The 20,332-nt window shown below is 57.0% G+C and carries 17 protein-coding genes; 11 read left to right on the forward strand and 6 right to left on the reverse strand.

Annotated elements, in window-relative coordinates; translation table 11 throughout:
* Positions 1–20 precede the first annotated feature (20 nt).
* The gene (sgrR, locus tag AC6I7A_RS03060; protein ID WP_498004374.1) at positions 21–1,682 is read right to left on the reverse strand and encodes an HTH-type transcriptional regulator SgrR; all 1,662 of its coding nucleotides are present in this window, start codon (positions 1,680–1,682) and stop codon (positions 21–23) included.
* A gap of 254 nt (positions 1,683–1,936) precedes the next feature.
* Between sgrR and AC6I7A_RS03065 the strand changes: the two genes are divergently transcribed.
* Entirely contained in the window at positions 1,937–3,115 is a 1,179-nt protein-coding gene (locus AC6I7A_RS03065; protein WP_058958457.1) for an MFS transporter, read from the forward strand.
* 308 nt (positions 3,116–3,423) lie between these two features.
* Here the strand turns inward: AC6I7A_RS03065 and leuD are convergent, their stop codons facing one another.
* The 5 genes from leuD to leuL all read right to left on the reverse strand — a co-directional run bounded on the left by leuD (position 3,424) and on the right by leuL (position 8,273).
* Complete coding sequence (gene leuD / locus AC6I7A_RS03070) at positions 3,424–4,029, reverse strand: 3-isopropylmalate dehydratase small subunit (RefSeq protein ID WP_009092163.1); 606 nt, start codon at positions 4,027–4,029, stop codon at positions 3,424–3,426.
* A gap of 3 nt (positions 4,030–4,032) precedes the next feature.
* Complete coding sequence (gene leuC / locus AC6I7A_RS03075) at positions 4,033–5,439, reverse strand: 3-isopropylmalate dehydratase large subunit (RefSeq protein WP_009092161.1); 1,407 nt, start codon at positions 5,437–5,439, stop codon at positions 4,033–4,035.
* A 4-nt stretch (positions 5,440–5,443) separates the two neighbouring features.
* On the reverse strand, positions 5,444–6,535 hold the full coding sequence (gene leuB, locus AC6I7A_RS03080; protein WP_009092158.1) for a 3-isopropylmalate dehydrogenase: 1,092 nt from the start codon (positions 6,533–6,535) through the stop codon (positions 5,444–5,446).
* A 2-nt stretch (positions 6,536–6,537) separates the two neighbouring features.
* Entirely contained in the window at positions 6,538–8,100 is a 1,563-nt protein-coding gene (leuA, locus tag AC6I7A_RS03085) for a 2-isopropylmalate synthase (protein ID WP_046101207.1), read from the reverse strand.
* 89 nt (positions 8,101–8,189) lie between these two features.
* Positions 8,190–8,273, reverse strand: a complete 84-nt coding sequence (leuL, locus tag AC6I7A_RS03090; RefSeq protein WP_111208305.1) for a leu operon leader peptide — start codon at positions 8,271–8,273, stop codon at positions 8,190–8,192.
* 730 nt (positions 8,274–9,003) lie between these two features.
* Here leuL and ilvI point away from each other — a divergent pair.
* The 10 genes from ilvI to mraY all read left to right on the forward strand — a co-directional run bounded on the left by ilvI (position 9,004) and on the right by mraY (position 20,332).
* Positions 9,004–10,728: an acetolactate synthase 3 large subunit gene (gene ilvI, locus AC6I7A_RS03095; protein WP_009092154.1), complete on the forward strand. Its 1,725-nt coding sequence runs from the start codon at positions 9,004–9,006 to the stop codon at positions 10,726–10,728.
* Between the two features lie 2 nt (positions 10,729–10,730).
* A complete protein-coding gene (gene ilvN / locus AC6I7A_RS03100; protein ID WP_009092152.1) occupies positions 10,731–11,222 on the forward strand; it encodes an acetolactate synthase small subunit in 492 nt (163 codons plus the stop codon).
* Positions 11,223–11,418: 196 nt separating this feature from the next.
* On the forward strand, positions 11,419–12,429 hold the full coding sequence (gene cra / locus AC6I7A_RS03105; RefSeq protein ID WP_009092150.1) for a catabolite repressor/activator: 1,011 nt from the start codon (positions 11,419–11,421) through the stop codon (positions 12,427–12,429).
* Positions 12,430–12,924: 495 nt separating this feature from the next.
* Positions 12,925–13,383 (forward strand): division/cell wall cluster transcriptional repressor MraZ, encoded by a 459-nt coding sequence (gene mraZ / locus AC6I7A_RS03110; RefSeq protein WP_009092149.1) that lies wholly within the window; start codon positions 12,925–12,927, stop codon positions 13,381–13,383.
* 2 nt (positions 13,384–13,385) lie between these two features.
* Positions 13,386–14,327 (forward strand): 16S rRNA (cytosine(1402)-N(4))-methyltransferase RsmH, encoded by a 942-nt coding sequence (rsmH, locus tag AC6I7A_RS03115; protein ID WP_009092147.1) that lies wholly within the window; start codon positions 13,386–13,388, stop codon positions 14,325–14,327.
* The gene (gene ftsL, locus AC6I7A_RS03120; RefSeq protein ID WP_003854764.1) at positions 14,324–14,644 is read left to right on the forward strand and encodes a cell division protein FtsL; all 321 of its coding nucleotides are present in this window, start codon (positions 14,324–14,326) and stop codon (positions 14,642–14,644) included. The genes rsmH and ftsL overlap by 4 nt, the downstream gene beginning before the upstream one ends.
* A 16-nt stretch (positions 14,645–14,660) precedes the next feature.
* Entirely contained in the window at positions 14,661–16,427 is a 1,767-nt protein-coding gene (locus AC6I7A_RS03125) for a peptidoglycan glycosyltransferase FtsI (protein ID WP_009092146.1), read from the forward strand.
* Complete coding sequence (gene murE / locus AC6I7A_RS03130; protein WP_046101208.1) at positions 16,414–17,901, forward strand: UDP-N-acetylmuramoyl-L-alanyl-D-glutamate--2,6-diaminopimelate ligase; 1,488 nt, start codon at positions 16,414–16,416, stop codon at positions 17,899–17,901. The genes AC6I7A_RS03125 and murE overlap by 14 nt, the downstream gene beginning before the upstream one ends.
* Positions 17,898–19,256 (forward strand): UDP-N-acetylmuramoyl-tripeptide--D-alanyl-D-alanine ligase, encoded by a 1,359-nt coding sequence (gene murF, locus AC6I7A_RS03135; protein ID WP_336793667.1) that lies wholly within the window; start codon positions 17,898–17,900, stop codon positions 19,254–19,256. The genes murE and murF overlap by 4 nt, the downstream gene beginning before the upstream one ends.
* A complete protein-coding gene (mraY, locus tag AC6I7A_RS03140) occupies positions 19,250–20,332 on the forward strand; it encodes a phospho-N-acetylmuramoyl-pentapeptide-transferase (RefSeq protein WP_009092141.1) in 1,083 nt (360 codons plus the stop codon). Before murF ends, mraY begins: the two co-directional genes overlap by 7 nt.

Below are 20,332 nucleotides of genomic sequence, written 5' to 3' on the forward strand. Positions count from 1 at the left end.
TCAGCGCCGTGGCGAAAGCGTCACAGTGCCGGCGGCGCAAACCAGGCCGATTTAAAATCAAACCAGCCCAGGGTATTCATCCGCACGCCACGCATGCTGCGCTGGCCCTCCAGCAATAGCCAGTGATGAAACAGCGGATGCAGGCCCGCGTCTTCAACCAGCTGTTTGCTCCACTCGGCCAGCGGCAGCGTTTTCTCGCGCCAGCGGGCCGCGTCACTGTGCCAGTCAATCGGCAGGCAGTGATGCAGCAGCGGGATCTCATACAGCTGGGCGAACAGCGACCAGTTCAGCGGCAGGGTAAAGTTGACGCTGCCGAGCCAGATATCACTCTCCGCGTCGCCCTGATACCAGCTTTCATAACTGATCTCACGGGTTTCCAGCGTGACGCCCTGTTGGGCCAGCAGGGGACGCAGCGCATTGGCGATGCCCTCATGCTCCACGTGCTGACTGTACCAGGTCAGCGTCAGATGGGTCAGGCCGGGCGGCTTTTCGACCGGGGTCAGGTCCCGGCGGTGGTGCCAGCGCGGCAGCAGGCCATAAGCCGGAAACCAGTATCGCTGATAGCCGACGCCCGCGTGGTTGAGCAGGGCGATAGGGTTAAAGAGATAACTGACCCAGCGCCTGACTGCCTCATTGCGGCCCTGCTCTGAACGCTGGTCAAACAGCAGATAGTAGCAGCCCTCCTCAAGGCGGCTCTCCTCCTGAATTTCATCCGCAGCGTCCCCCTGCAGGCGCACACCGGCATAGACCAGCTCATCGCTGATGTCGGGCAGCACCCAGATAGAGACATCGTCGATCAGGGCGCGAAAACCGAAGTAATCATCAAAGGCTTCAATCTTCAGCTGGCTCTCATGATTGCGGATCACCCGGTAGGGGCCGGTGCCGACTGGCTGGCGGGCAAAATCCTGAATCGTCGGCCACTCGCGCGGCAGGATCATCGCGCTGACGCTGCCCAGCAGCCAGGGCAGGCCGTCGTCGGGCTGGCTCAGATGCACATCCAGCGTCCAGGGGGCGGGTGAGGAGATCTCCGCAATGTGGGAAAAGAGCGGATGAGGGCGCTGACGCTCCAGGGTGGCGATGACATCCGCCATCTCCAGCTCCCGACCGTGATGAAAACGAATAGCCGGACGCAGAAAGAAGCGCCAGTGAAGCGGGGAGGTCTGCTGCCAGTGATGCGCAATATCGGGCTCGATTTCCCCGTTTTCCTCATTTATCCGCGTCAGGCCATTAAAAATCTGCCGGGCGATGTGCGTTTCAGAGCGCCGCAGCGGCGAGCCAGGCAGCAGATTGAGCAGGGGACGATAGTAGAGCACCCGCAGGATATGCTTGCCCTGCCGGAAACTGCGGCCGAGATGCGCACTGATCATCTGCCGCACCTGATCCTTATCGCCCACCAGCTGGACCAACTGATCGATGCGATCCTGCTCCAGCAGATCTTCGGCACGCTGCTGCTGTAAAGCCAGCCCGGTATAGCAGAACGTCAGATGTGACCGCCTGCCGCGTCCCGCTTCAGCCTGCCAGACCAGCCAGCCTGCCGCCTGCATCCGGTTGAGCAGATTGCGCATGTGGCGGCGCGAGCAGTGCAGCAGGTCAGCCAGTTCGCTGAGCGTAATGGCCTGCGACTGGCCCTGGCAGCTCTGCCACAGGCGAATGAATTGCTGCTTCAGACGTGACGAGGACATAAAAGAGGAACTCCTGCTGAAAAGCGCTCTGTTTTTTCTGCCTCATTTTAAGAGCAAACTTTGCGCTATGGGAAGAGCGGGAGGCATTCAGTCTGGAATGGCGTTCAACCCTGACTTCGCTGTTCAGCGGAGTGCTTTTCTGAGTAGGGTGCATTTACACCGCCAGCAGAGGATCTCTGCTGGCTTTTTTCATCGTGCGCGGTATGGTCTACCCTTCTTTTTTCCTCTCTGTTTAGCCTCTAAGGGATTTCGCTATGAAATCGCTGTTAACGCGGCAGCGCCGCATCAATCCGGTTTACCTCGCCTTTATGGTCGCCTCGTTCATGCTGGGCGTGGCGGGCGCATTGCAGGCACCGACGCTGAGCCTGTTTCTGACGCGCGAAGTGCAGGCCCGCCCTTTCTGGGTCGGACTGTTTTTTACCATCAATGCGGTGGCCGGTATCCTGGTGAGCATGCTGGTGGCGAAGCGTTCGGACAGCGTGGGGGACCGCCGTAATATCATTCTGTTCTGTTGCCTGATGGCGCTGGTCAATGCGCTGCTGTTTGCCTTCAGTCGCCACTACCTGACGCTGATTACGCTGGGTGTGCTACTGTCGGCGCTCGCCAGCGTCTCGATGCCTCAGCTCTTTGCGCTGGCACGGGAATATGCCGATCAGTCGGCGCGTGAAGCGGTCATGTTCAGTTCGGTGATGCGCGCGCAGCTGTCGCTGGCGTGGGTCATCGGGCCACCGCTCTCATTTGCGCTGGCGCTGAACTATGGTTTTGTCACGCTGTTTATGGTGGCCGCCGCGCTGTTTCTGATCTGTATCCTGCTGGTCTGGTTTACCCTGCCGTCAGTGCCCCGTGCGCAGCCGCTGCTGCAAAGCGGCGGTCTGCCGTTAAGCGGCTGGCGCGATCGGGATGTGCGCCTGCTGTTTATCGCCTCGGTGGTGATGTGGACCTGCAATACCATGTATATCATTGATATGCCGCTCTATATCAGTACGACGCTTGGCCTGCCGGAAAAGCTGGCGGGTCTGCTGATGGGCACGGCCGCCGGGCTGGAGATCCCGGTGATGCTGCTGGCCGGGCATTACGCCCGCCGCATGGGCAAGCGCCGGTTAATGCTGGTGGCGGTGGCCGCCGGAGTCCTGTTTTATCTGGGGCTGGTGCTGTTTAACTCCCGCACGTCACTGATGGTATTGCAGCTGTTTAATGCGGTGTTTGTCGGGATTATTGCCGGGATTGGGATGTTGTGGTTCCAGGATCTGATGCCGGGACGGCCTGGCGCCGCAACCACCCTGTTCACCAACTCCATCTCAACCGGCATGATTCTGGCCGGGGTGATTCAGGGTACGCTGAGTGAGCGGCTGGGACATGAGGCGGTCTACTGGCTGGCATTCGGGCTGGCGATTGTGGCGCTGGTGATGTCGGCGCGGGTGCGCGACGTATAAAGAAGAAGGGCGACAGGATGTCGCCCTTTTTTTAACGATTGAGGAATCTGGACCGGTCGCTGTGATAGCGAGCCTGCTCAGGGAACACGGTCAGATCGGAAAGGCGCTTAAGCCAATCCCTGGCCGCTCGGCCCGCGCGATTACGCACCTCATCCATGAGGTGCGCCCGTAAACGGGCCAACGCATTGCGTTGTTCAAAAACGCTCCCGACGTTTTTGTCCCTGGCGCGGGACGCTTTCCTCCTCTGACCGTGTTCCCTGCGCGTTAAGCTTAATTGTTGCTGTCAGATTAGCCCTGTCTTAACGCAATCAGCGCAGGAAGGCCGGCTGATTCTGCTCATACTGCGAAATTGACGCTTCATGCTGCAGGGTCAGACCGATGCTGTCGAGGCCGTTGATCATGCAGTGGCGACGGAAGCTGTCGAGTTCAAACGGGTAGACTTTATCGCCTGCGGTCACCGTCTGCGCTTCCAGATCGACCGTAAAGCTGATGCCTGGCTGAGCCGCAACCAGCCGGAACAGCTCATCCACTTCCTCTTCGCTTAACTTCACCGGCAGCAGCTGATTGTTGAAGCTGTTGCCGTAGAAGATATCGGCGAAGCTTGGCGCAATCACCACGTGAAAACCGAAATCGGTCAGCGCCCAGGGCGCATGTTCACGAGAGGAGCCACAGCCAAAGTTCTCGCGCGCCAGCAGAATGCTGGTGCCTTTAAACTCTGGCTTGTTCAGCACAAAGCTGGGGGTAGGGACCGTGCCAGCGTCATCTTCAAAGCGCCAGTCATGGAACAGGTGCTGACCAAAACCGGTGCGGGTCACTTTCTGCAAAAACTGCTTAGGGATGATCGCGTCGGTATCGACGTTTGCGGCGTCCAGCGGCGCGACGATGCCGGTGTGCTGAGTAAATTTATTCGCCATGACTTATGCTCCTGTCGTCAGTTCACGGATGTCGGCAAAGTGGCCGGTGACGGCTGCCGCTGCGGCCATTGCCGGGCTGACCAGATGGGTTCGTCCACCGCGGCCCTGACGACCTTCAAAGTTACGGTTGCTGGTTGACGCGCAACGCTCGCCGGGGTTGAGGCGGTCATTGTTCATCGCCAGACACATGGAGCAGCCTGGCAGACGCCACTCAAAGCCCGCTTCCAGGAAGATTTTATCCAGACCTTCCGCTTCCGCCTGTGCTTTTACCGGACCGGAACCGGGCACTACCATCGCAACCACACCCGGCGCAACTTTGCGGCCTTTGGCGATAGCGGCAGCGGCACGCAGATCCTCAATGCGTGAGTTGGTACAGGAGCCGATAAAGACTTTATCAATCGCGACATCGGTCAGTCGGATGCCCGGCTGCAGATTCATATACGCCAGCGCTTTTTCCGCTGAGGCGCGCTCTACCGGATCGGCGAATGAGGCCGGGTTCGGGATCACCTGATCAACGGCGATCACCTGACCCGGGTTGGTGCCCCAGGTGACCTGTGGCGCAATCTCTTCTGCATGCAGCGTGACCACCGCATCATAGGTCGCGCCTTCATCTGACTTCAGTGTGCGCCAGTACTCTACAGCCTGCTCCCACTTCTCACCCTGTGGGGAGAACTGGCGGCCTTTCAGGTAGCTGAAGGTGGTCTCGTCCGGTGCCACCAGGCCCGCTTTCGCGCCCATTTCAATTGCCATGTTGCACAGCGTCATACGACCTTCCATGCTCAGCGCCTGAATGGCCGGACCGCAGAACTCAACCACATAGCCGGTTCCGCCTGCGCTGCCGGTTTTGCCGATGATCGCCAGGACAATATCTTTTGCCGTAATGCCGGTTGAAGCCTGGCCCAGCACCTCAATTTTCATGGTTTTCGCCCGGCCCTGCTTCAGGGTCTGGGTGGCAAACACATGCTCTACTTCGGAGGTGCCGATACCAAAGGCCAGTGAGCCGAAGGCTCCGTGCGTCGCCGTGTGTGAGTCACCGCACACGATGGTCATGCCTGGCAGCGTCATGCCCTGCTCAGGGCCGATAACGTGGACAATTCCCTGATATGGGTGGTTCAGGTCATAGAGCTGTACGCCAAATTCAGCACAGTTCTTCATCAGCTCCTGCATCTGAATCCGCGCCATCTCGCCCGACGCATTGATGTCTTTGGTCTGAGTAGAGACGTTGTGATCCATGGTGGCAAAGGTTTTGCCCGGCTGACGCACCTTGCGTCCATGCGCGCGCAGACCATCAAAAGCCTGTGGCGAGGTGACTTCATGGATCAGGTGGCGATCGATATAGAGTAATGGCGTTTCGTTCGGCGCTTCGTGGACGACATGTGCATCAAATAACTTCTGGTATAAGGTTTTCATTTTTTTATTTTTCCTCGGCGATAAAGCGGGCAATGATGCTGCCCATCTCATCTGTGCTGACCGCTGGGCCATCACCGGCTAAATCTTTAGTGCGGTAGCCCTGTTCCAGCGCACGACTGATGGCGCGTTCGATACTGTCGGCAGCCTCATCGGCATTCAGGCTGTAGCGTAACAGCAGGGACAGCGACAGGATCTGCGCGACCGGGTTAGCAATATTCTGTCCGGCGATATCCGGTGCGGAGCCGCCTGCCGGTTCAAACAGGCCAAAGCCCGCTTCATTCAGGCTGGCGGAAGGCAGCATCCCCATCGAACCGGTGATCATGGCGCACTCATCAGAGAGAATGTCGCCGAACAGGTTCGAGCAGAGCAGCACGTCAAACTGTGACGGATCTTTGATCAACTGCATGGTGGCATTGTCGATATAGATGTGGCTCAGCTGCACGTCCGGATACTCTTTAGCGACCTCGTTGACGATTTCACGCCACATGACTGAGGTCTGCAGGACGTTGGCTTTATCTACTGAGGTCACTTTATTGCGGCGTTTACGCGCAGACTCAAACGCGATACGGGCGATGCGCTCGATCTCGAAGCGGTGGTAAACCTCCGTATCGAATGCCCGCTCTTCCGGGCCGCTGCCTTCGCGTCCTTTAGGCTGACCAAAATAGATGCCGCCGGTCAGTTCACGCACGCACAGGATATCGAAGCCTTTCGCCGCGATGTCGGCGCGCAGCGGGCAGAAAGCTTCCAGACCGCTGTAGAGTGCCGCCGGGCGCAGGTTACTGAACAGTCTGAAGTGTTTGCGCAGGGGCAGCAGGGCACCGCGTTCCGGCTGCGAGGCCGGTGGCAAATGTTCCCACTTCGGTCCGCCAACCGAACCAAACAGGATCGCATCCGCCTGCTCGCAGCCCGCCACGGTCGCAGGTGGCAGGGGTTCGCCGTGCTGATCGATAGCGATGCCGCCGACCGCATATTCCTGAGTGGTAATCTGCATATCAAAGCGCTGACGAATGGCGTCCAGTACTTTCATTGCCTGTGCCATCACTTCCGGGCCAATGCCGTCACCGGGTAAAACTGCGATATGAGAAGAGCTGGACATAGTTATACGGTTTCCTTCTGATCTTTAAATTTGCGTTGCAATTCCTGTTCAACCTGGCGGGCACGCCAGATATTGTTCAGCGCATTCACCATCGCTTTGGCGGACGATTCCACGATATCGGTCGCCAGACCAACGCCGTGGAACTTACGGCCGTTGTAGCTCACCACAATGTCGACCTGACCCAGCGCGTTTTCGCCGTGGCCTTTGGCGGTCAGTTTGTAGTTAACCAGCTCCGCGTCGAACTGGGTAATACGGTTAATGGCCTGATAGACCGCGTCAACCGGGCCGTTGCCGGTGGCCGCATCCGCTTTGGCATCATCGCCGCAGCCCAGCTTGACAGAGGCGGTAGCGGTGATGCCGGAACCGGTCTGAACGTTAAATTCATGCAGCTGAAAATGCTCCGGCTCTTCATTCTGTTTATTGATGAAGGCCAGCGCTTCCAGGTCGTAGTCGAACACCTGACCTTTTTTGTCAGCCAGTTTCAGGAAGGCGTCATACAGGGCATCCAGATTGTAATCCTGCTCTGCATAGCCCATCTCTTCCATGCGATGTTTTACCGCCGCGCGGCCAGAACGTGAGGTCAGGTTCAGCTGAATCTTGTGTAAGCCGATCGACTCCGGCGTCAGGATTTCATAGTTTTCGCGATTCTTCAGCACGCCATCCTGATGAATACCGGAGGAGTGGGCGAAGGCGTTGGAGCCGACCACCGCCTTGTTCGCCGGGATAGGCATATTGCAGATCTGGCTCACCATCTGGCTGGTGCGGTAGATCTCCTGATGATTGATGTTGGTGTGCACATTCATGATCTGCTGGCGGGTTTTGATCGCCATGATCACCTCTTCCAGCGCACAGTTACCGGCACGTTCACCCAGACCATTCAGCGTGCCTTCAACCTGACGGGCACCCGCCTGGACAGCCGCCAGGGCGTTACCGGTCGCCATACCCAGGTCATCGTGGGTATGGACAGAGAGAATCGCTTTGTCGATGTTAGGTACGCGGTTGATCAGCTGGCTGATGATGTGAGCATATTCGCCTGGCAGGGTGTAACCCACGGTGTCCGGGATATTGATGGTGTTGGCACCGGCATTAATTGCGGCTTCAACCATCCGGCACAGGTCATCAATCGGGGTGCGGCCGCCATCTTCGCAGGAGAATTCAACGTCATTAGTATAGTTACGGGCACGTTTCACCATGTGAACCGCGCGCTCAATCACCTCGGGCAGCGTGCTGCGCAGTTTGGTGGCGATATGCATCGGTGAGGTGGCGATAAAGGTATGAATACGGAAGGCTTCGGCAACGCGCAGTGATTCGTATGCCGCATCAATATCCTTCTCCACACAGCGGGCCAGACCGCAGACCCGGCTGTTTTTAATGGTGCGCGCGATGGTCTGCACGGATTCAAAATCGCCAGGTGAGGAGACCGGGAAACCCACTTCCATGACATCCACGCCCATACGCTCCAGCGCTAATGCAATCTGCAATTTTTCTTTCACACTCAGGCTGGCCTGTAATGCCTGCTCACCGTCGCGCAGAGTGGTATCGAAAATAATGACTTGCTGACTCATCGTATTCATCCTTATGCATTTTCTGGCCTGGCAACGAGCATAAAAAAACCCGCGACAGGCGCGGGTTTTTAACTTTCAGCAGGTTTGAATCAGTGTTTGATTCCGCCCACAAGTCTACCGCGCAAGCTGTATGCGTTTAGTAGTAGACCGAGAAGGCGAGCAAAACGAAACATGGATTCAAACCTTATAAATTGTTGTGCTGCCTATATTGGTACTGCAATCACTCAGGGATGTCAACCTTCTGTGCAGGGTTATTCTCCAGCGAGTAAAAGGAAGATCGTCTGTTATTTTACGGCCTGACAGCGTAATGAATAGCGCAGAAGTGAGTGCCGCGCCGGTCAGGCAGGATAAGTACGCTGTTGCAGCGTAAGGATTCTTTTATCTATCTGAAATTTAATGTTTTTATTTTTGCGCCTCTCAGGCGTGACGCAGAATTTATGTCCGCCTGCTTAGCATAATCGTATGCGCTTTAGCGATTTTCTGGTTAATTAACCCGGAAAATAAAAAGGTGGGGCGATTGTGGGCTGGGGCAGGTCACAATAAGTTTTCGTTATTTCTTAGATCACGCTAAAAATAATTTCTTAGTCAGCATTTTCCTCTGCGGTTCTGCGGCGTAATTAGTTTAATCCGCGCAGCCAATTCTTATCGGGCAGAGCCTTTACGTCCCTGCCATTTAATTTACACGGCTTTGCGGTTTGCCTGCCCGCTGAAGTGCGGTTATGGTAATCGACCTACTCTCAGAACAATGAACTCGACAGATTTCTCTGTAACCGGACAGCGGCACAGGTTTCCGCTGTCGTGCATAAACATAAGATTTTGATTGGCAGAGCAGGCACCGGCGCGACGCGATATGTGCAAAAGGCCCTATTCATGGCGCCCGGTCCTGAAGCCTGGAGGCAGAAGATGGAGATGTTGTCAGGAGCCGAAATGGTCGTCCGTTCGTTAATCGATCAGGGCGTTAAGCAGGTATTCGGTTATCCGGGTGGCGCGGTATTAGATATCTATGATGCGCTGCAAACCGTCGGGGGTATCGATCACATTCTGGTACGCCATGAGCAGGCTGCGGTGCATATGGCTGACGGCCTCGCACGCGCCACGGGTGAAGTCGGGGTCGTGCTGGTCACTTCCGGCCCCGGAGCGACCAATGCGATCACCGGGATCGCCACCGCCTATATGGACTCTATTCCGCTGGTGATTCTGTCGGGCCAGGTGCCTACCTCGCTGATTGGCTATGATGCCTTTCAGGAGTGCGACATGGTCGGCATTTCACGGCCGGTGGTGAAGCACAGTTTTCTGGTGAAAAGCACCGAAGAGATCCCCACCGTGCTGAAAAAGGCGTTCTGGCTCGCCGCCAGCGGACGTCCGGGACCGGTGGTTATCGATCTGCCGAAAGATATTCTCAACCCGGCCAATAAGCTCCCTTATCACTGGCCGGACGCTGTCAGCATGCGCTCCTACAATCCGACCATCCAGGGCCATAAAGGTCAGATCAAGCGTGCGCTGACGACACTGCTGGCCGCAAAACAGCCGGTGATTTATGCCGGTGGCGGAGCCATCACCGCGGGCTGTGAAGCGGAACTGTTACAGCTGGCCGAAAGCCTGAACATTCCGGTCACCACGTCTCTGATGGGGCTGGGCGCGTTTCCTGGCACGCATCGTCAGTGCGTCGGGATGCTCGGCATGCACGGCACCTATGAAGCCAACATGACGATGCACAACACCGATCTGATTTTTGGTATCGGCGTTCGCTTTGACGACCGCACCACCAATAATCTGGCGAAGTATTGCCCCAACGCCACCATCATGCACATTGATATCGACCCGACCTCTATCTCCAAAACGGTAGCGGCGGATATCCCGATCGTGGGTGATGCGAAGCAGGTGCTGCAGCAGATGCTGGAGCTGCTGGCGCAAAACGACAGCGAGCCGCGCTCTGAGAGTCTGCAGGCGTGGTGGAGCGCGATTGAGGGCTGGCGCAGTCGTCAGTGCCTGGAGTTCGATCGGACCAGCGACAAGATCAAGCCGCAGGCCGTCATTGAAACCATCAGCCGTCTGACCCATGGCGACGCCTACGTCACGTCCGATGTGGGCCAGCATCAGATGTTTGCTGCGCTCTATTATCCGTTCGATAAACCGCGTCGCTGGATCAACTCCGGGGGACTGGGCACGATGGGCTTTGGCCTGCCCGCTGCGCTGGGTGTCAAGATGGCGCTGCCGGACGAAACCGTTATCTGCGTGACGGGCGATGGCAGTATTCAGATGAACATTCAGGAGCTCTCTACCGCACTGCAGTACAATCTGCCGGTGCTGGTACTGAGCCTGAATAACCGGGTTCTGGGCATGGTGAAACAGTGGCAGGATATGATCTACTCCGGCCGCCACTCGCAGTCCTATATGGAATCACTGCCTGACTTCGTGCGTCTGGCTGAAGCCTACGGCCACGTCGGGATTGCCATTGAGCATCCGGCTGAACTGGAAGAGAAGCTGACGCTGGCGCTGGAGAAACTGGCACAGGGGCGTCTGGTGTTTGTAGATGTCGCCGTGGACGGTAGCGAGCATGTTTACCCGATGCAGATTCGCGGCGGCAGCATGGATGAGATGTGGTTAAGCAAAACGGAGAGGACATAACTATGCGTCGCATTTTATCAGTTCTGCTGGAGAACGAATCTGGCGCATTATCCCGTGTCGTCGGTCTCTTTTCGCAGCGCGGCTACAACATCGAAAGCCTGACCGTTGCGCCTACCGACGATCCCACCCTGTCGCGGATGACCATCCAGACGGTAGGCGACCAGAAGGTGCTGGAGCAGATCGAAAAGCAGCTGCACAAGCTGGTGGATGTGCTGCGCGTGACCGAACTGGGGCAGGGTGCCTACGTTGAGCGTGAGATCATGCTGGTGAAGATCCAGGCGAGTGGCTATGGCCGTGAAGAGGTGAAGCGCAACGCTGAGATCTTCCGCGGTCAGATTATTGATGTAACGCCTACGCTGTACACGGTTCAGCTGGCAGGTACCAGTGACAAACTGGACGCGTTTCTCAATTCCGTACGTGAGGTTGCCGAAATCGTTGAAGTGGCCCGCTCCGGTATTGTGGGCGTATCACGCGGCGATCGCATCATGCGTTAATCACGCTGCGTCACCATCGAACCTCACCTAACCCGGCGAAATGCCGGGTTTTTTTATTTTTTATGCGCCAGGCTGGTTACATTCAGAAAAGCGGTTGCTCCGCGCACTTTTCTGCTGTTAGATGATAGCCATGAGTTATCCATAGCTTAACTGCGGCTATTTCTGCCGTAAAAGCGGATTTGATGGTGGGGTTATCGTGAAGCTGGATGAAATTGCGCGTTTGGCAGGCGTGTCGCGCACCACGGCCAGTTATGTGATCAATGGTAAAGCGCGGCAGTATCGTGTCAGCGACAAAACCGTTGAGAAAGTGATGGCGGTCGTGCGTGAACATAATTATCACCCCAATGCGGTGGCCGCCGGGCTGCGCGCCGGGCGAACGCGCTCTATTGGACTGGTGATTCCCGATCTGGAGAATACCAGTTACACCCGTATTGCAAACTATCTTGAACGACAGGCGCGTCAGCGAGGCTATCAGCTGCTGATCGCCTGCTCAGAAGATCAGCCTGATAACGAGATGCGCTGCATTGAGCATCTGCTACAGCGTCAGGTCGACGCGATCATCGTCTCCACCTCGTTACCGCCTGAGCATCCCTTTTATCAGCGCTGGGTCAACGATCCGCTGCCGATCATTGCGTTAGACCGTGCGCTGGATCGTGAACATTTCACCAGCGTCGTGGGCGCCGACCAGGACGATGCCCATACGCTGGCGGCTGAACTGCGTCAGCTTGAGGTCAAAAACGTGCTGTTCCTCGGCGCCCTGCCTGAGCTGTCAGTGAGCTTCCTGCGTGAGATGGGATTCCGTGATGCGTGGAAAGATGATCCGCGGCCGATAGATTACATCTACTGCAACAGCTTCGAACGCACCGCTGCCGCCGCGCTGTTTGAGCGTTATCTTGAAGAGCATCCGATGCCAGAGGCGCTTTTTACCACCTCTTTCGGGCTGCTGCAGGGCGTCATGGATGTCACGCTGAAACGAGACGGCCGGCTGCCTACCGAGCTGGCGATTGCCACCTTTGGCGACCACGAATTACTGGACTTTCTTGAGTGCCCGGTGCTGGCCGTAGGACAGCGCCATCGTGACGTCGCCGAACGGGTACTGGAATTAGTTTTAGCCTCGCTGGATGAGCCAAGAAAACCTAAACCCGGTTTAACCCGTATCCGCCGTAATTTATATCGTCGCGGACAATTAAGCCGAAGAGTTAAATGAGGGAAGGGCAGTATTACGCTGCCCACCACGTTTATTTTTTCCGAATTACTGATTAAATAAACAGGTCGACGTAAAAAAGCGTAAATTCTGCTCATCAATTCTAACAAAGCAGAAAGGGTTATTTTTATTATCTGCTTACAACTTCAACAAATGCCGCTTTCCTGTCCGGCCTGAGCCGCTGGGCTTTCTTTCGGAAATCCCCTAAAATGCCGCCGCTGTCTCAGAAACCACGAGAAATATTCAGCGTGTGATGCTGTTTCATTTTTAATCGTTTTTTCCGCGCCCGCTTTTTTTATTCAGGTATTCATTGGTTTAATTTTTTCTTTCTCTTTTTATTCGATCAGGGCGTCGGCAGCCATTAATTCGGCGCTCTGTAAATAGTGATATTCAACTGCCGCTCCGGCTTGACAAGGATTTCATCGAATCCTTAAACTCGTTTCGTGGTAAAAAGTGGGATAAAGTGGTGCAAACGGGTGACCAGGGGGAGAGACTGGCATGTTCCGCGGAGCAACGTTAGTCAATCTCGACAGTAAAGGGCGGCTTGCCGTACCCACGCGATATCGCGATTTGCTGATCGGGGAATCTCAGGGGCAGATGGTCTGTACCATCGACCTCCACCAGCCATGCCTGTTGCTTTATACCCTGCCCGAATGGGAAATCATTGAAAAAAAGCTCGCCCGCTTATCCAGTATGAATCCACTTGAGCGCCGTGTGCAGCGTCTGTTGCTGGGACATGCCAGTGAATGTCAGATGGATAATGCAGGACGCCTGCTGCTGGCGAATACGCTTCGGCAGCACGCAAAATTAACCAAAGAAGTGATGCTGGTCGGACAGTTCAACAAGTTTGAGCTGTGGGATGAACAGACCTGGTATCAACAGGTCAGGGACGATATTGACGCAGAACAGTCAGCTCAGGAGCCTTTATCTGAGCGGTTGCAGGACTTGTCGCTATAGCTATGCAGGAAAATTTCAAACATACCACCGTGCTGTTGGATGAGGCGGTTAACGGCCTCAATATCAGGGAAGACGGTATCTACATCGACGGCACGTTTGGTCGTGGTGGTCATTCACGTCTGATTCTTTCGCAACTGGGAGAGAAGGGACAACTGATCGCCATCGATCGCGACCCTCAAGCTATCGCCGCTGCCGCTGAGATTACAGATCCCCGCTTCTCTATTATTCATGGCCCTTTTTCCGCCCTGGCAGAGTATGTCTCTGAGCGAGATTTGGTCGGAAAAATTGACGGCATCCTGCTGGATCTGGGGGTTTCCTCACCGCAGCTGGATGACGCAGAGCGCGGCTTCTCGTTTATGCGTGACGGACCGCTGGATATGCGTATGGATCCTTCGCGCGGTCACTCCGCCGCCGAGTGGTTGCTGCAGGCGGAAGAGGCAGACATCGCTTTCGTTCTGAAAACCTACGGTGAAGAGCGGTTCGCTAAACGTATCGCCCGCGCCATTGTTGAGCGCAATCGCGAAGCGCCGATGACCCGGACACGGGAGCTGGCTGAGGTGATCGCCGTTGCCACGCCGGTTAAAGATAAGTTCAAGCATCCGGCGACGCGCAGTTTCCAGGCGATCCGTATCTGGATTAACAGTGAACTGGAAGAGATCGATATTGCGCTGAAAGGGGCAGTTGAGGTGCTGGCACCACAAGGGCGCCTTTCGGTGATCAGCTTCCACTCGCTGGAAGATCGGCTGGTGAAACGCTTTATGCGCGATCAGAGTCGCGGGCCGCAGGTCCCAGCCGGGCTGCCAATGACGGAACATCAGCTGCGTGCCCTGGGCGGTCGTGAACTGAAATTACTCGGCAAAATGTCGCCGGGCGATGCCGAAGTTTCTGAGAACCCGCGCGCGCGCAGTTCGGTATTACGTATTGCGGAGAAAACCGACGCATGATCGGTAATGAGCGTCACAGTCTGCCCGCCGTCATCGGCGGGGATCTGCTGCGAAAGGGCAAGATCCCGGTGCTGTTGCTGATCGCTGTGGTGGTTTCTGCCGTGCTGGTGGTCACCACCACCCATAAAACCCGACTGTTAACCGCACAGCGTGAACAGCTGGTACTGGAGCGCGACGCGCTGGATATCGAATGGCGCAACCTGATTCTGGAAGAGAATGCGCTGGGCGATCACAGCCGTGTCGAACGCATCGCCACCGAGAAGCTGCAGCTGCAGCACGTTGATCCTTCACAAGAAAATATCGTGGTGCAGAAATAAGGACCTCAGATAGCGAATGAGCGGTACAGGCAGAACGCTGAAGTTAAAGAAACCGGAAGATAAGGCCAGCTTTGTAAGCTGGCGTTTTGCGTTGCTGTGCGGCTGTATTTTGCTGGCGCTGGGTGGACTGCTGTCACGCGTTGCCTGGCTGCAGGTGATCAATCCAGGCAAGCTGGTCAAAGAGGGCGATCTTCGCTCGCTGCGCGTGCAGGCGGTGCCGACGTCGCGCGGGATGATCAGCGATCGAGCCGGACGCCCGCTCGCCGTCAGTGTCCCGGTAAATGCCATCTGGGCCGATCCCAAAGAGCTCCACGCTGGCGGCGGCGTCACACTGGACAGCCGCTGGAAGGCGCTCTCCGATGCGCTTTCGATTCCGCTGGATCAACTGGCGGCGCGTGTTAACGCCAACCCGAAAGGCCGCTTCGTCTATCTGGCGCGCCAGGTCAATCCGGCTATCGGCGAGTACGTTAAAAAACTCAAACTTCCCGGTATTCATCTGCGCGAAGAGTCGCGCCGCTACTATCCTGCCGGGCAGGTCACCTCCCATCTGATTGGTTTTACCAATATCGACGGACAGGGTATTGAAGGCATCGAGAAGAGCTTTGATAAGTGGCTGACCGGTGCGCCGGGCGAACGAACGGTGCGTAAAGACCGTTACGGTCGGGTCATCGAAGATATCTCTTCCGTCGACAGCCGGGCGGCCCACAACCTGACCCTGAGCATTGATGAACGTCTGCAGGCGCTGGTTTACCGCGAACTGAATAACGCCGTGGCGTTCAACAAAGCGGAGTCGGGCACGGCGGTGCTGGTGGATGTGAACACCGGTGAAGTGCTGGCGATGGCTAACAGCCCGGCTTACAACCCGAACAATCTCAGTAATACCTCCAAAGATCTGATGCGCAACCGCGCCATCACCGACATTTTCGAGCCTGGCTCAACCGTGAAGCCGATGGTGGTGATGACGGCGCTGCAACGCGGCGTGGTCAGAGAGAACAGCGTTCTGAATACCGTGCCGTACCGCGTCAATGGTCATGAGATCAAAGATGTGGCGCGCTACAACGAATTGACCCTGACAGGGGTTCTGCAGAAGTCGAGTAACGTCGGGGTTTCACGTCTGGCGTTAGCGATGCCCTCCTCAGCGCTGGTAGAAACTTACTCGCGTTTTGGACTGGGCAAACCGACCAATTTGGGGCTGGTCGGGGAAAGCAGTGGCTTATACCCTAAAAAACAACGGTGGTCTGACATAGAGAGGGCCACCTTCTCTTTCGGCTACGGGCTAATGGTAACGCCGTTACAGTTAGCGCGAGTCTACGCAACCATTGGCAGCTATGGCATTAATCGCCCGCTGTCGATTACCAAAGTCGACCCGCCCGTCGCGGGAGAGCGCGTTTTCGATGAGTCGCTGGTGAAAACCGTGATGCATATGATGGAAAGCGTGGCGCTGCCCGGTGGCGGCGGTGTCAAAGCGGCCATCAAGGGCTATCGCATTGCGATAAAAACCGGTACGGCGAAAAAAGTCGGGCCGGATGGTCGCTACGTCAACAAATACATCGCCTATACCGCAGGTGTTGCACCTGCCAGTCATCCTCGGTTCGCGCTGGTGGTGGTGATCAACGATCCCCAGGCCGGCAAATATTATGGTGGTGCGGTTTCTGCTCCGGTGTTTGGTGCCATCATGGGCGGCGTACTGCGCACCATGAACATCGAACCGGATGCGTTACCGACCAATGACAGAAACGAGCTGGTGACTAACAGAAGTGAGGAATCAAGTGACAGATCGTAACCTGCGCGACTTACTCGGCCCCTGGGTGCCAGGCGCGCCGGCGCGCCCACTGCGTGACATGACCCTGGACAGCCGCCTTGCGGCGTCTGGCGATCTGTTTGTCGCTGTTTCAGGCCATCAGGTTGATGGACGCCGCTTTATCCCGCAGGCGATTGCGCAGGGCGTCGCTGCCGTTGTTGCGGAAGCCGAAGGCGAAGCCGCCGACGGTGAAATCCGTGAGATGCACGGCGTGCCGGTTATCTATCTGGCGCAGCTGCATCAGCGTCTTTCGGCATTAGCCGGACGCTTTTATCAGCAGCCAGGTGAAAAACAGAAGCTGATCGGCGTGACCGGCACCAACGGAAAAACCACCACCACGCAGTTACTGGCGCAGTGGGCCATGCTGCTGGGTGAAACCAGCGCGGTCATGGGCACGGTCGGCAACGGCCTGGTAGGCCAGCTGGCCGCCGCCGAAAATACCACCGGCTCTGCGGTAGACGTACAGCATCTGCTGCACGATCTGGCTGAAAAAGGGGCGACCCTGACCGCCATGGAAGTTTCTTCACACGGGCTGGTTCAGCATCGCGTCGCGGCGCTGCCGTTTGCCGCTGCGGTCTTCACCAATCTCAGCCGCGACCACCTCGACTATCACGGTGACATGGAGAGCTACGAGTCCGCCAAATGGCTGCTCTTCTCTGAGCATCAGGTCGGTCAGGCGATCCTCAACGCGGATGATGAAGTGGGGCGTCGCTGGCTCGCGCGCTTACCGGATGCGGTCGCAGTCACCATGGAGAATAACCTCCAGCCGGGTTGCCATGGCCGCTGGCTGAAAGCCGACGCGGTGGAGTACCACGACAACGGCGCCCATATCCGTTTCAGCTCCAGCTGGGGCAATGGCGACATTGCCAGCCCGCTGATGGGCGCATTCAATGTCAGCAATCTGATGCTGGCGCTGGCGACCCTGCTGGCGCTCGACTATCCGCTGGCGACGCTGATCGACGCCGCCCCCCGGTTACAGCCGGTCAACGGGCGTATGGAAGTGTTCAGTGCCGCAGGTAAACCTACGGTCGTGGTCGATTACGCTCACACGCCAGACGCGCTGGAAAAAGCGCTGGAAGCGGCACGCCTGCACTGCACAGGAAAACTGTGGTGCCTGTTTGGCTGCGGTGGCGATCGTGACAAAGGGAAACGCCCGTTAATGGGGGCGATTGCCGAGCAGTTTGCCGATGTGGTGGTGATTACCGATGACAACCCGCGTAGCGAAGATCCGCAGGCCATCGTCAACGATATTCTGACCGGTTTGCTGGACCCGGGCCGCGCCCGCGTGGTCTCCGGTCGTGCGCAGGCGGTGACTAACACCATTATGCAGGCGCAGCCTGACGACATCGTGCTGGTCGCGGGCAAGGGCCACGAAGATTATCAGATCATCGGTACACACCGGCTTGATTACTCCGACCGTGCAACGGTCGCGGCTCTGCTGGGAGGCACAGCATGATTCCGGTTTCATTACAGACCCTGGCACAGATCACCGGCGGCACGCTTTACGGCAGCGACCTCACTCTGAACGAGGTCACCACAGATACCCGCAAGGTGACGGCTGGCAGCCTGTTTGTCGCGCTGGTGGGTGAGCGTTTTGATGCGCATGACTTTGTCGGCGATGCGATTGCGAATGGCGCACAGGCGCTGCTGGTCAGTCAGCATTTACCTGTCGCTGTACCGCAGGTGGTCGTTGAGGATACCCGTCTCGCCTTTGGCAGACTGGGGGCCTGGGTTCGCCAGCAGTCGACCGCCCGCGTGGTGGCGCTGACCGGCTCTTCCGGGAAAACCTCGGTGAAAGAGATGACCGCGGCGATTCTGCGTCAGTGTGGTGAAACGCTCTATACCGCCGGTAATCTCAATAACGACTATGGCGTCCCGATGACGCTGCTGCGCCTGACACCTGAACATCAGTATGCGGTGATCGAGCTGGGCGCGAATCATCAGGGCGAGATCGCCTATACCACCGATCTGGTTCGGCCGGAGAGTGCGCTGGTTAACAACCTGGCGGCAGCACATCTGGAAGGCTTTGGTTCACTGGCGGGCGTTGCCAAAGCCAAAGGCGAAATTTTTCAGGGCTTACCGCCGCACGGCATTGCGATTCTGAATGCCGAGAGCAATGACTGGCCAAAGTGGCAGGCGAATCTGCAGGATAAAACCGTGTGGCGCTTTGCACCGCAGGCGGCAGGGTGCGACTTCTCCGCCCGCGATATCCGCATTGCTCAGGACGGCACCCATTTTGTCATGGTGACTCCGCGTGGCGAAGTGGAGATCGTTCTGCCGCTGCCGGGTCGCCATAACATCGCTAATGCCCTGGCCGCTACGGCGCTGGCCCTGTCAGTGGACGCGCCGCTGAGCGCCGTTCAGCAGGGGCTGAAAAGCCTGCAGTCGGTGCCAGGCCGTCTGTTCCCGGTGCGCCTCTCTGCGCAGCAGCTGCTGCTGGATGACAGCTACAACGCTAACGTCGGTTCAATGACCGCAGCGGTTCAGGTTCTGTCCGAGATGCCGGGCTATCGGGTGCTGGTGGCGGGGGATATGGCCGAGCTGGGCGACGAGACCGAACAGTGTCACCGCGAAGTCGGCGAGGCGGCACGTGACGCAGGCATTGATCGCGTGCTGACGACCGGCAGATTCAGCCATTTCATCAGCGAAAGCAGCAAAGCTGGCGAACATTTCAGCGATAAGACGGCGCTGACTGAACGTTTACGCCAGATGTTGTCCGAACACTCAGAAATTACTGTCTTGATAAAAGGTTCGCGTAGTGCCGCCATGGAGCAGGTAGTACAGAGCTTACAGGAGAAAGGAACATGTTAGTTTGGCTGGCCGAGCATCTGGTCGCTTTATATTCCGGTTTTAACGTCTTTTCCTATCTGACGTTTCGCGCCATTGTCAGCCTGCTGACCGCGTTATTTATCTCGCTCTGGATGGGACCGCGCCTGATCGCCTGGCTGCAGAAGTTACAGATCGGTCAGGTTGTCCGCAACGACGGCCCGGAGTCTCACTTCAGCAAGCGCGGCACGCCGACCATGGGCGGCATCATGATCCTGACCTCCATCACCATTTCGGTGCTGATGTGGGCCTATCCGTCGAATCCGTATGTCTGGTGTGTGCTGGTGGTGTTAATCGGCTTTGGCATCATCGGCTTTGTCGACGATTACCGCAAAGTCGTACGTAAAGACACGAAGGGACTCATCGCCCGCTGGAAATATTTCTGGATGTCGGTGATTTCGCTGGGCGTGGCGTTCGCGCTGTATGCGGCAGGCAAAGATACGCCGGCGACCCAGCTGGTGGTGCCATTTTTCAAAGACATCATGCCGCAGCTCGGCCTCTTTTATGTGCTGCTGGCCTACTTTGTGATTGTCGGAACGGGTAATGCGGTCAACCTGACCGATGGCCTGGATGGTCTGGCTATTATGCCGACCGTCTTTGTGGCGGCCGGCTTCGCGCTGGTTGCCTGGGCAACGGGTAACGTGAAATTCGCAGAATATCTGCACATCCCTTACCTGCGTCATGCCGGTGAACTGGTGATTGTCTGCACCGCTATCGTCGGGGCAGGGCTGGGCTTTCTGTGGTTCAACACCTACCCGGCACAGGTCTTTATGGGGGACGTGGGCTCGCTGGCACTGGGCGGCGCGCTGGGAACCATCGCGGTGTTACTGCGTCAGGAATTTTTACTGGTGATCATGGGCGGCGTGTTTGTGGTTGAGACGCTGTCGGTGATCCTGCAGGTGGGATCGTTCAAGCTGCGTGGTCAGCGTATTTTCCGCATGGCGCCGATCCATCACCACTATGAACTGAAAGGCTGGCCGGAACCGCGCGTGATTGTGCGCTTCTGGATTATTTCGCTAATGCTGGTGCTGATTGGCCTGGCCACGCTGAAGGTGCGTTAA

The organism is Type-F symbiont of Plautia stali, assembly GCF_059731105.1.